The sequence below is a fragment of the Streptomyces sp. NPDC050263 genome (assembly GCF_040655955.1).
Classification (GTDB): domain Bacteria; phylum Actinomycetota; class Actinomycetes; order Streptomycetales; family Streptomycetaceae; genus Streptomyces.
Map to the genome: position 1 here is coordinate 21,090 of NZ_JBFAKW010000110.1, position 11,434 is coordinate 32,523.

Here is an 11,434-nt window from a genome sequence, read left to right on the forward strand (position 1 = left end):
CTCGGTGGTTCACGCGGCGGTTCCGGCCGCCAACTGCCGGCGCAGGTAGCCGGCCAGGGCGACGGGCGTGGGATGGTCGTAGACCACCGCGACCGGCAGCGGCAGCCCGGTCGCCCGGTGCAGACCGTTGCACAACTCCAGGGCGGTGAACGAGGAGAGCCCGATCTCCAGGAAGGACCGGGAGGCGTCAAACTGCTCCGAGTCGTCGTGGCCGAGCACCTGGACCACACGCGAACGCACCAGTTCGGCAAGCCGCTCGCCCTGCTCCCGTTCCGGCAACTCCCGGAGTTCGGCGCGCAGTTCGGCTTGGGTCGCTGTCGCGTCGGGGCCGCTCTCCCGCTGCTCGGCCAGGTGCCCCCGGGCCTCGGGCAGATCGCGGTACAGGGCGCCGGTGCTCAGCCGTGTGGCGTGCGCGAGGTAGGGCGCCCAGTCGACGTCCGCGACACCGAGGACGGGCCCCGGCGAGCCGGCGAGCACGTTCGGCAGACAGGCCAGCGCGCGCCCCGGGTCGAACTCCCGCATTCCCGAAGGCACTTCGGCCGCAGTCTCAGCCTCACCCTCCTCCTCGCCCGCGGCCTCCGTCTTCGTCTCCGCGTGTGCATGGGCAGGCGCATCGGGGATCAGCGGTCCGCAGGCCAGCAGGGTGGCGGGCAGTCCCCGTGCATGCCGGTGCCGCACCAGGGTCTCGGCGTACGCGACGTCGACGGCGGCGTGCCACGAGCCCGGGTCGCTGCCGGTGAGCGCCGCGAAGTCGGCGAAGGCGGCGAACCCCGTCAACGGCAGGTCCAGGGTGAGTTCGTGGAGATTGCGCAGCGCGGCTCCGCCACCGGTGTGCACGACCACGCTCAGCGGCGCCTCGGCGTCGACGCCGGCGAGGGCGGTGGCGAGCGCGGTGCGGTCCGAGGGGTCCCCGGTGTCCAGCCGCACCGCGGCTCCGAGGGCTTCGAGTTCGGCGCGCAGGGCACCGCTCGCGGACGTCCCGCCCCCCGCCGTCATGAGCAGGAAGTGGCCGTACCCCGCCCGGGCCAGCGCCAGCGCCGTATGCCGTCCGACGGCGCCGCTCGCCCCGGTGACCAGCACGGTCCCTTCGGCCGGGGGCACGTCCTGCGGCGCGGCGGGCCACGGTACGCGTACCAGACGGCGGACATGACGGCCCGAGGGGCGGACGGCGAACTCGTCCTCCCCGTCGGGCGTCGCGAGGACGCGGGTCAGCTGGGCGACGGTGACGGTGTCCAGGACGGCCGGGAGGTCGATCGTCCCGCCGCCGCTGTCGGGCCCGCGCAGGCCGGGGATGCGGCTCAGCCCCCACAGGTGCCCCTGGGCCGGGTCGAGGGACAGGTCGCCGGGGCCCGTGGACATGGCCGCGCGGGTCAGCGACCACAGCGGGAGGTCCGCGCCGAGGACCGCCAGCGCCTCCACGACCCGGGTCGTCAGGGCGACGCCAGCGGCAGCGCGGGGTGTTCCGGGTGGGCGCCCTTCACGGAGGCGAGCGCGGACAGGACGCCGGCGACGGCGCCGCCCTGCCTGATCCGCTCCAGCGCCTCGCCGATCCGTTCGGCGACCACCGCGGCGTCGTCGGCGGGCGCCACGGACACCCGCGACAGCCGCGCCCCGGCCGCGGTGAGCGCCCGGTGGAGGTCCGAGGGCTGCGCGTCGTCCTCCTGATCCTCCCGGTCCTCCTGCCACGGCTCGACGAGGAGCCAGCCGCCCTCGACGGCGGCCGAGCCGGCGTGGAGACCCGTCCTCGTCTCGGGGAGCCGCCGCCACTCCCAGGCATACGTCCACCCGCGCTGGCGACGCCATCCGGCCAGGGTCGACTGGAGCTCCGCCAGCAACCGCCGCTCCTCGTCGCGGGCTCCGAACATGCGGGCCAGCGACGCGGGATCGCCGTGCAGCACCGCCGACCAGAACTCCCCCTCGTCCGAGAACGCCCAGCCGTCGGCGCCACCGCCGTCCGGGCCCGGCGGACGGCTCTCCGGGACGGCGTCCAGCCAGTACGGGCGGTGTTGGAAGGCGTAGGGCGGAAGCCTGAGGCGCCCTGCCGCCGGGTCCGCGGCGACGGTGTCGGGGAGCAGGCTGCGCCAGTCGACGGTGCGCCCGTGCGTCCAGGCCCCGGCGAGGGCGAGGAGGAGTGTCGCGGGCTCGGGGCGGTCGCGGCGCAGCGTGGGGGCGAGCACGAGCGGCCCGGCGGTCAGGCAGTCGCGGGCCATGGCGGTCAGCACGGCGTCCGGGCCGACCTCGACGAAGAGGCGAACGCCGTTCTCCTCCAGGGTGCGCACCCCGTCGTGGAAGCGTACGGCCTCGCGGACGTGCCGCGCCCAGTAGTCGGCAGACGTCAGTTCGGCGGCGGTCGCCAGCCGGTACGTGTGCGGGCGGATCGATCGGTTCCGGCCTCGTCCGGGTGAGCGAGGTGTTCCGTGCTCCTCCCGCCGTCACAGAATGAACGCGCAGTCGACCCAGGGGAGTTCATGCCGTGCGCGACAACCGGTCCGTGTCGGTGCACCGTTTCACCCCGATGCCCCACCGGAGGTTCCAGCTCGTGTGCTTCCCGCCGGCCGGGCGACGGGTGTCGTACTACGCGGCCATGGGGGAAGCGCTCGCGCCGTCCACCGAGGTCCTGACGGTGCAGTACGCGCCGGCCTCGCCGGGGCCCCCGCCGGGCGAGGCGTGCCCCTCCCCCGCGCTGGCCGACCGCATCACCGAGTGGCGTTGGCGGCCGTGTACCGGGCGACCTGCGGCCGCAGCCGCCCCCTGAGGGCGGCATTGGCCTCCGGGTGCGCCACGAGCACCCGGGACGACACGTGCAGCACGTAGCTGAGCACCGAGTACGGCTGCCCCGACCCCCGTGCCCGGGAACGGTGGTGCATGACCTGCGTCATGTCGACCTCGGTGTCGAGGAAGACGGGCGAGAAGGAACGGATCTCCCGCAGGAAGTGCAACGTGTGGCGGCGCTCCGGTGCGATGGGCGCCACCGCCGCATTCCTGTCGGACCTCTTGCTCACAGTGTCGGCCACGGCCCTCTCCTCATTCCTTGCCGGCAGCGTTCAACCGTCCGGGGAAGGGTCTCCGACGCCTCTTAAGCCGTTCTTTGCTCCCCACGGGGCCGACCGGAGAGCAGCGGACGCCGTTTTGGACCGCGACAAGGGCAGCTTTAGTCACAGCCACCACGCTGGGGTGCAGTGCCGACACCGGATGGAGGGCGATTTTTCATGGCGCAGACCCCCAACGTCATCCTGGAGGGTGGCGGACCTCTCATTCCCAGCGCCGAGAGGATCCGCTTCCTGCCCAACACCGCCGAGACCTTCAAACTCTTCCTCGGCAACCGGCATGAGCACTACGAGCCGACCGACACACGGCAGGCGCACCACGACGGCCGTGAACTCCGTGTCTTCAGACGGGTGCGCCGCACCTACGTGGCCGAGCAGCGCGTGCGGGCCGCCGGTGGCAGACGGCCCGCACCTCGTGCCGGCGCGGCGCGGTCGCTCAGGCGAGCTTGGCCGCCAGCGTGATCGGGACGGCCTTGAGGGCCTGGCTGACGGGGCAGTTGGCCTTGGCGTCCTCGGCCGCGGCGACGAAGCCGTCCTCGTCGAGGCCGGGCACCGTGCCCTCCACCGTCAGGTGGATGCCCGTGATGCCCTCACCCGGCTGGAAGGTGACGTCGGCCGAGGTGGTGAGCCTGGTGGGCGGGGTGCCGGCGCCGGCCAGGCCGTGCGACAGGGCCATCGAGAAGCAGCTGGAGTGGGCGGCGGCGATCAGTTCCTCGGGGCTGGTCTTGCCGTTCGCCTGCTCGGCGCGCGACGGCCACGACACCGGCTGCTCACCGATGCCGGAGGAGTCGAAGGTCACGACACCGTTGCCCTCGAGCAGGTTGCCTTCCCAGACGGTGTGTGCGGAGCGCGTGGTAGCCACGGTTCTTCCTTTCGGATGGGGTTCCCGTCGGACGGGATTCCGTGTCCCCCATCCGATCACACTCCGCCTCACCGCACCCGGAACACCGGCCCCTGTGCCGAGAACGGCAGTCGGCTGCCCTGCGGGATCAGGTAGGCGTGCTCGCGGCGGATCCGCAGGACGTCGCACCAGCCGTCGGTGATGACGAGGAGCGGCGCGCCGGGCGGGAAGTCGTCGGCGCGGTGCAGCAGGTCGATGCCGGGCTGCAGCACCGTGCCGCCGCGGCCGTGCACGCGGACCCGGCCGGCGATCTCGGTGACCGGGAGGTAGCCCGCGTCGTGCGGGGCCGCGTCGCAGAACACGACCCGGGCGGCCGGTACGTCGCGGGCCGCGGCGTAGGAGGCGATGGCGCCGAGCGCCTTGCCGAGGAGGGTGCGGTCCATGGAGCCCGAGGTGTCCAGGACGACGCCGAAGGTGCAGCGGGCGATCTCCTCCGGCGGGAACCAGCGGCCGGCGCGCGGGATGTCGGGGGTGGCGGCCTGCCGGCGCGCGGGACGGGCGTACGTCCGCAGCGGCTCGGGGCGCGGGACGAACTCGTCGAACCAGCGGGCGAGTCGGGCGTCCCAGGGCAGGGGCGGGTGGCTGAGCGCGCGGATCTCCTCGACCAACCCGCCGGGCAGGAAGCCGCGTTCCTGCCGCTGGTGCAGCTCGAGGCCCTGGGCGAGGCCGCGGCGGTAGAAGCCGTCGAGGTCGACGTGGTCGCCGGGCGGCCCGAGCGGGGCGCCGAGGACGTCGCCGAGGCCCTTGCCGCGCAGGGTGGCCAGACGGCGCATCCGGCGCAGGTCGCCGGCGATGCGGTCGTAGACCTCCTCGGCGGACAGGCCCGCCGACTCGGCGTCGTACAGCAGCCCTTCGGGCATCGTGCCGACCTGCATCTCGCGCAGCCAGCCGTTGACGACGTAGTCGCAGGCGACGTTGAAGAGATAGGGGTCGCGGGTGCCGCAGCGGTCGCCGTGGCGCAGGGCGGCGTGCAGCATCTCGTGGGCGAGGACGAAGCGCCACTCCTCGTCGTCGAGGGCGTGCAGCGGATTGACGTAGATCTCGCCCGCCTCCGCGTTCACCGCGGCGATCTGGATGCCGTACGCGCGGGCGAGTTCGGCGTCGGCGACGAGCTTGATGCCGGCCGCGATGCCGCCGAGCAGCGGGTAGGAGGAGACGAACCAGCTCAGCGCCCTCTGCCAGGGGCGCCGGTCGGCCGTCTCGCCGTCGAGGGAGTCGCGGCGGCCGCCGGCCATGTCCATCGCGGCGGACACGGTCCGGGTGAGGGCGGTGGCGAACGCCAGCTGCCAGTCGTGGGGCTTGCCGCTGCCCCGGTCCTCCCAGGTCACCAGCACCTGGTCGGGTTCCTTCCCCGCCGTCCCGCAGTGCTCGTAGACGGGCGGCAGGCCGGTGTGCCGCCAGCGTTCGGCGAGCTGCTCCTCGGCGCCGTCGGGGTAGGCGCTCGGCAGGTCGTCGGGGGCGCGGCCGATGGGAAACGTGAGCAGAAAACGGTTCACGACGGCACAGCGTGCGGCGAGTTCGCAGCGGTCGGGCTGGACGCGTTCGCCCCGGGCGATCGGCAGATGCCCGAAGCCGAGGTGCAGGGCGGCGTGGGCGACCGACCAGGCCCACAGGGCGGGGTCGGCGATACGGTCGGGGTGGGCGTGGACCGTGCCGTTGGAGTGGACGGCGAGCAGTCCGTCCCGGGGCGCCTGCGGGCAGTCCGGTTCGCGGCAGACGCCGAAGTCGACGGCTGCCAGCGCCGGGTTGGCGTGCACCAGCCGCATCCCCTCGGCGAACGCCTCCGCGGCGGCGTCCCGCTTCTTCTTGCCGCGGCCGCCGCGGCTCACCGGCGCGCCTCGACCAGGCGGGGCATGTCCCGGGCCGCCTCGACCAGGAACCAGGCGGGCAGCACGGGGTTGCCGTCGGCGTCTGAGGCGATGACGGTCTGGGCGACCTCGACGGAGATCTCGGCGAGCTGCACGAGCAGCGACTTGGCGCGGTACGCCGTCTGCCGGCCGTTCGCCGACATGTGCTCCTTGACGGCGGGGAGTTCCTTGAGGAGCCGGCCGCGGAACGACTCGGCGAGGTAGTAGAGCAGGTCCCGGTCCTCGACGCGGTGCGGCCAGGGGGCGTCGCCCTTGAGGACGGCCTCGATGCCGTACCGGCTGCGCACGATCTTGACGTAGCCGCAGAAGGCGGTGGCGTGCGCGGGCGTCAGCGTGCCGTGCGCGAGGACCTTCAGGGTGTCCTCGTCGAGGTCCCGTCCGAAGGAGTGCAGGGCGTCGGAGAGCATGTGCCAGGAGCGGGGCGTCGAAAACGGCTCCTCGGTTTTCGGCGGCTTGGACCACAGGTGGTCGGGGCGGTCGACGAGATGGTCGAGGACCCACGGGTGGATGGCGTTGTTCGCCGCCCAGGCCAGCCAGTCCTTCGCGGACGCCTCCAGGTGGACGTGGGTGAGACGGTTGACGAGCGCGGAGGCGATGGGCCGGGCGAGCGCGTTGTCCGTGGACCGGTTGCCGGCGCCGATGACGATCGAGCCCTTCGGCAGCTCGTAGTCACCGATGCGGCGGTCCAGGATCAACGAGTAGAACGCCTTCTGGACATCGGGCGTGGCGGCGTTGAGCTCGTCCAGGAAAAGGCAGTACGGCTCGTCGCGGGCGATGGCCTCCGGCGGGCAGAACACCGATCGGCCGTCGCGGATCTGCGGTACGCCGATCAGGTCCTCGGGCGCGAGCTGGGTGCCCAGCAGGCTGACGCACTCCAGCCCCAGCGACTCGGCGAACTCCCTGACCAGGGAGGACTTTCCGATGCCGGGGGCGCCCCAGAGGAACACCGGCCGCACGGTGGCGAGGCCGAGCAGGAGTTCGGGGATACGGGAGGGCGTGACGGTCACGGCAGCCTGCAAGCAGCGGCTCCTGGGAGGAGTGGGCGGATGTACGGACAGTGTGTGCGTACGCCCCCGTCGGCGCAGCCGAATTTCAGGCGGCGCGCTCCTCCCGTCCCGTCTCCACCGGCACCTGGGGTCCGTTCGACTCGCGCAGCCAGCGGCACAGGACGCGGTGCACGTGCTCCGCGCCGGCGAGCTCCTCGTCGTCCTCGACCGGCGCGGACAGGGCGAGCGGGGACAGCAGGAAGGGTCTGGCCTGGGCGCCGCCGAGCCCGCCGTGCGAGCCGATCTGCTCCTCGAAGGCGAGCACCTCGCCGTCGGCCGGGTCGTGGAAGGAGTTGACCATGATGTCGGCGGTGTGCGGGAAGGAGTGGGTGCGCCGCACGGCGTCGGCCGCGCCCGGCCCGAAGACGGCCAACGGGCCCGGATTCCGGTCGAGTCGGTCGAGCGGGATCTCCGCGCCGTACGCGCCGAGGACGAGCCCGCCGTGCTCCTCGCTGCGGACGAGGAGGAAGCCGATGCCGGGGTGGTTGGCGAGGGTGGTCAGCAGGGCGGGGTGACGGGCGTCGATCTCCTCCTTGCTCATCCGGTGCGGGACGTCCGGGAAGGAGATCAGGCCGAGGTTGCCCGAGGCCAGCACGATCGGCTCCGAGCCGCGGCCGGACGGCCGGTGGCGCTCGCCGCCTTCCTCCACGGGGCGGCGCAGCGCCGCGCGGACGGCCGCGCGGGCCTCGGCGCCGCTGTGGGTTCGCTCGGCCTTGCGCGGCACGGGCAGCCCGCAGCCGGCCCGCACCAGGTCGCCGAGGGTGAGGCCGTAGCGGGCGCGGAACGTCTCGCCGGGGCTCTGGCCGTGGTCGGACAGGACGACGATCCGGTACGGGCGGGGAGCGTGCTCGGCGACCGTCGCGATCAGCCCGAGCGCCCGGTCGAGCCGGCCGAGGACCTGCTCGGTGTCCCGGCCGAGCGGCCCGGAGTGGTGCGCGACCTCGTCGTAGGCCACCAGGTCGGCGTAGACGGCGGTGCGGCCGGCGAGCATGTCGCCCATCACGGCGGCCACCACGACGTCCCGCTCGACGACGGTCGCGAAGGCGCGGACGAACGGGTAGAGGCCGCCGCGTGCCACGCGCGGGTGGTCCCCCCGCAGCCGGGCACGGGTGGACTGGGTGATCTCGCGGACGACCTCGGCGACGAACGACAGGGCGGTGCGCACGGCGTTGGCCGGGTCGGAGAAGTACGCGAAGTAGCCGGACCGGGACCGGGTCTCCCGGCTGCGCCGGCGCGCGGCGATGGACAGCACGAGCGCCTGCTCGTCGGCGCCGCCGCTGAAGAGGTTGCCGCGGCTGGCGCCGTCGGCGGACAGCAGCCCGCCGTCACCGGTGCGTTCGACGGCCCGGCGCTGGAGTTCGGCGGCGCTGGTGGGACGGTTGCAGACCATCACCTCCTGGCTGTCCTTCTCGTACCAGCGGAAGGCGGGCACGTCGTGATTGCTGCCGTGCAGGATCCCCAACTGGCTGGCGCCGGTCTGACTCGACCAGTCGGTCCGCCAGGAGCCGAGCCGATGTGTGGGCCGCACCCGGGAGCCGGACGCCCGGCCCTGCCGCGGGTCGTCACCCCCGCGCTGCGTGCCGCCCGGCCCCGGGGGCGGCACGCCCAGCCACTCGGCGACGGTCGGCATCAGGCCCTTGCCCATGGCTGCGACCAGTACGTCGTGGCCGACGCCGTCGAGTTGGAGGAAGACGGTGCCGGGGGTGGCGGGGCAGGCGGGGACGCCTCTGCGGCGACGGTCGGCGAGGCGGTACAGGCGTCGGCGGTAGGCGTCGTCGTCGCGTACGGCCAGCGCGCCGCCGGTCGCGGAGGCGACGGCGGACATCACGGCGGCGACGATGACGGCGGTCTCGGGCGCCGCCTCGCTCTGCCCGGAGGGGGTCAGCCGCAGCGCGAGCAGCAGCAGCGAGCCGTTGAGGAAGAACACCAGCAGGCCCAGGACCAGCGCGGGCACCAGCAGCAGGAGACGGACGAGCGGCGGCCAGAGCAGGGCCGACAGCACACCGAACACCCCGGCGCCGACCGCGGCCGTCACGGCGATGGTGGTGGCGCTGTCTCCGTCGGCGGACTGCAGCCGGAAGTCCGGCAGGATCCCGGCCAGCACCAGCATCGTGAGCGTGGAGACGCCCCAGACCGCGACGCTCCGCCCCACCTGGCTGGCGGCCCGCCGCCACCGCACCCCACGCACGCCCCGTACACCTCGCGTTCCGCCCCCGACGACCGCGGGGGCCGCCTTCCACCCTGTCACACCGCGCCGACAGCCACCCGGCCTCGCGGCTATCGCCCGTCGTAGCCCGCGGTCGGCATCGACAGTCTGCGGTGCACGTGGGCCTTCATCTGCGCGTCGTAGGCGGGCTCGGCGCTGCCCACCGTCTCCACCCGCACCCCCCGCCGCGCGCACTCCTCGGCGAACTCCTCGACGGACGACAGCGCGCTCTCCAGCACCCTGCGGCTCGGCGCGACGAACAGGTCGACGCCGGGCCGGACCCCGTCCCACAGCACGCAGTGGTCGGCGCGCAGCCCGCGCACCAGCAGCTCCCGGCTGACGACGTAGCCGCGCTCCGTGGCCCACCGCGCACACATCGCGTGCTGGCTGCGGGAGTCCACCAGAAAGGGATCGTCGTCCAGTTCCTCCAGCGGCGTCAGACTCGCGATCGCCGTGACCCGCATGACCCGCACCGGTCCCATGGCGTCCCCCTCACCTCCGGGTTTCGCCGCCGACCCTACTCCTGCCCGTACGCTTCGGGGGAGTCGCGCGAAGGAGGCAAAGGGGTGCCGGTGGAGATCACCTGGTGGGGTCACGCCACCTGCACGGTCCAGGATTCGGACGTACGTGTGCTCACCGACCCCCTGTTCGCCCGCCGCCTCGCCCATCTGCGCCGCCGCCAGGGCGCGCCTCCTCGGGCCGATGCCTGGCGGGCGGACGTGGCGCTCGTCTCCCACCTGCACGCCGACCACCTGCACGTGCCCTCACTGGCGCGCCTCGCGCCGGGCACGCGCCTGCTGGTGCCCCGGGGCGCGCCGCGCGCCGTCCCCGGGCTGCGCAGGCTGAGCCGGCTGCGGCTGACCGAGATGGGGCCGGGGGACGAGACGACCGTGGGCGACCTGCGGATCCGGGCCGTGCCCGCCCGCCACGACGGGCGTCGGCTGCCGGTCGGCCGGCACCGCTCCCCCGCGCTCGGATACGTGGTCGAGGGCGAGGCGCGGACGTACTTCGCCGGGGACACCGGCCTGTTCGAGGACATGGCCGAGGAGGTCGGGCCGGTCGACGTGGCGCTGCTGCCGGTGGGCGGCTGGGGGCCGTATCTCGGCAAGGGCCACCTGGACGCGGGGCGCGCGGTCGAGGCACTGACCCGGATCGCGCCGCGCAGTGCGGTGCCGGTGCACTACGGGACGTACTGGCCGATCGGCATGGACGCCGTGCGCCCCCATGAATTCCATGCCCCCGGTGAGGAGTTCGTGCGACTTGCGGCGGAGCGTGCGCCGGGGGTCGCGGTGCACCGGCTCGGGCACGGGGAGAGCGTGCGCCCGGAGGTCGCGCGGTGAACTGGCAGTTCGCCGCGGCGGTGACGGCCGTGCCCACGGAGTCCACCCAACAGGCCCTCGGCTACCCGTCGTTGTTCCTGCTGGTGCTGATCGGGGCGCTGGTGCCGGTGGTGCCGACGGGTGCGCTGGTGAGTTCGGCGGCGGTGGTCGCCTTCCATCAGACGGCGCCCTTCGCGCTCGCACTGGTGTTCGTGACGGCGTCGCTGGCGGCGTTCTGCGGGGACGCGGCGCTGTACTGGCTGGGGCGGCGCGGAATGCGGTCGAGGAACGGCTCGCGCTGGCTGGAGGCGATCCGTTCGCGGGCTCCGGAGGAGCGGCTGACGCAGGCCCAGGAGAAGCTCGCCGACCACGGGACGACGGTGCTGGTGCTCTCCCGGCTGGTGCCGGCGGGCCGCATCCCGGTGATGCTGGCCTGTCTGATGGCCCGGTGGCCGCTGCGCCGCTTCGTACGGGGCAACTTCCCGGCCTGCCTGGCCTGGGCCCTGGCCTACCAGCTGATCGGCATCCTGGGCGGCTCCCTGTTCCCCGAGCCCTGGGAGGGCGTGGTCGCCGCGATCGCCCTGACGGTGGCCGTCAGCGTGCTCCCGAGCCTGTGGCGCAGGGTCAGGGGAACCCGACCCGCGTAGAACCCGCCCGACGCCGCCTGGCCCGTGCCGGAAAGGCAGGACGTCGGGAGCCCCGCGGCACCGACGGCACGACGAGCCCGGACAGACCTCGGCCCGACCGGCCGACCGGCCCGACCGGCAGAACCCGGCCCTGGGCGGCCGGATCCGCCGCGCCGGAAACGCCGACGCCACGGCCCGCCCCCGGCGCAAGCCACGCGACGAACGCGAGTGGCGCCCCCGACGACGACCCCTGCGGCACCCGGCACCCGGCACCCGGCACCCGGACCCGTTACCGCCGCCCCCGCGCCGCAGCCTCGCCGCGCGGCCGGCTAGGGGGCTTCTGATGGATCTCCGTGGGAGAAGGAGCGGCGTTCGGTGCGTGCTCTCGGTGTGCCGGGCGAGAGTCCTCGTAGCGGAGCTA

11 protein-coding genes are annotated in these 11,434 nt (G+C 74.0%); 3 read left to right on the plus strand and 8 right to left on the minus strand.

The window, feature by feature from the left end:
- Window positions 1–9 precede the first annotated feature (9 nt).
- The 3 genes from AB0J04_RS34905 to AB0J04_RS34915 all read right to left on the minus strand — a co-directional run bounded on the left by AB0J04_RS34905 (window position 10) and on the right by AB0J04_RS34915 (window position 3,014).
- Window positions 10–1,419, minus strand: a complete 1,410-nt coding sequence (locus AB0J04_RS34905) for a beta-ketoacyl reductase (RefSeq protein WP_363172623.1) — start codon at window positions 1,417–1,419, stop codon at window positions 10–12.
- Window positions 1,420–1,430: 11 nt separating this feature from the next.
- On the minus strand, window positions 1,431–2,378 hold the full coding sequence (locus tag AB0J04_RS34910) for a hypothetical protein (RefSeq protein ID WP_363172632.1): 948 nt from the start codon (window positions 2,376–2,378) through the stop codon (window positions 1,431–1,433).
- A 318-nt stretch (window positions 2,379–2,696) separates the two neighbouring features.
- Window positions 2,697–3,014 (minus strand): hypothetical protein, encoded by a 318-nt coding sequence (locus AB0J04_RS34915; protein WP_363172624.1) that lies wholly within the window; start codon window positions 3,012–3,014, stop codon window positions 2,697–2,699.
- 195 nt (window positions 3,015–3,209) lie between these two features.
- Between AB0J04_RS34915 and AB0J04_RS34920 the strand changes: the two genes are divergently transcribed.
- Complete coding sequence (locus AB0J04_RS34920) at window positions 3,210–3,509, plus strand: DUF5988 family protein (protein ID WP_363172625.1); 300 nt, start codon at window positions 3,210–3,212, stop codon at window positions 3,507–3,509.
- Here the strand turns inward: AB0J04_RS34920 and AB0J04_RS34925 are convergent.
- The 5 genes from AB0J04_RS34925 to AB0J04_RS34945 form a co-directional block, all read right to left on the minus strand.
- On the minus strand, window positions 3,484–3,909 hold the full coding sequence (locus tag AB0J04_RS34925; RefSeq protein WP_363172626.1) for an OsmC family protein: 426 nt from the start codon (window positions 3,907–3,909) through the stop codon (window positions 3,484–3,486). The two genes, AB0J04_RS34920 and AB0J04_RS34925, sit on opposite strands and share 26 nt — an antisense overlap.
- Before the next feature lie 68 nt (window positions 3,910–3,977).
- On the minus strand, window positions 3,978–5,714 hold the full coding sequence (locus AB0J04_RS34930; RefSeq protein ID WP_363172633.1) for a hypothetical protein: 1,737 nt from the start codon (window positions 5,712–5,714) through the stop codon (window positions 3,978–3,980).
- Window positions 5,715–5,773: 59 nt separating this feature from the next.
- Window positions 5,774–6,835 (minus strand): MoxR family ATPase, encoded by a 1,062-nt coding sequence (locus AB0J04_RS34935; protein WP_363172627.1) that lies wholly within the window; start codon window positions 6,833–6,835, stop codon window positions 5,774–5,776.
- 73 nt (window positions 6,836–6,908) lie between these two features.
- The gene (locus tag AB0J04_RS34940; protein ID WP_363172628.1) at window positions 6,909–9,050 is read right to left on the minus strand and encodes a phage holin family protein; all 2,142 of its coding nucleotides are present in this window, start codon (window positions 9,048–9,050) and stop codon (window positions 6,909–6,911) included.
- 89 nt (window positions 9,051–9,139) lie between these two features.
- On the minus strand, window positions 9,140–9,550 hold the full coding sequence (locus AB0J04_RS34945) for a hypothetical protein (protein ID WP_363172629.1): 411 nt from the start codon (window positions 9,548–9,550) through the stop codon (window positions 9,140–9,142).
- Between the two features lie 84 nt (window positions 9,551–9,634).
- Between AB0J04_RS34945 and AB0J04_RS34950 the strand changes: the two genes are divergently transcribed.
- Window positions 9,635–10,408 carry an MBL fold metallo-hydrolase gene (locus AB0J04_RS34950; protein WP_363172630.1) on the plus strand — a complete coding sequence of 258 codons (774 nt, stop codon included), beginning with the start codon at window positions 9,635–9,637 and terminating at the stop codon, window positions 10,406–10,408.
- The gene (locus AB0J04_RS34955) at window positions 10,405–11,034 is read left to right on the plus strand and encodes a VTT domain-containing protein (RefSeq protein ID WP_363172631.1); all 630 of its coding nucleotides are present in this window, start codon (window positions 10,405–10,407) and stop codon (window positions 11,032–11,034) included. The genes AB0J04_RS34950 and AB0J04_RS34955 overlap by 4 nt, the downstream gene beginning before the upstream one ends.
- Window positions 11,035–11,434: the final 400 nt, after the last annotated feature.

Excerpts from the sequence above, each read along its gene's own strand:
- AB0J04_RS34945 (WP_363172629.1), bottom strand. The coding sequence starts at position 9,550 with ATGGGACCGGTGCGGGTCATGCGGGTCACGGCGATCGCGAGTCTGACG.
- AB0J04_RS34930 (WP_363172633.1), bottom strand. The coding sequence starts at position 5,714 with ATGCGGCTGGTGCACGCCAACCCGGCGCTGGCAGCCGTCGACTTCGGC.
- AB0J04_RS34920 (WP_363172625.1), top strand. The coding sequence starts at position 3,210 with ATGGCGCAGACCCCCAACGTCATCCTGGAGGGTGGCGGACCTCTCATT.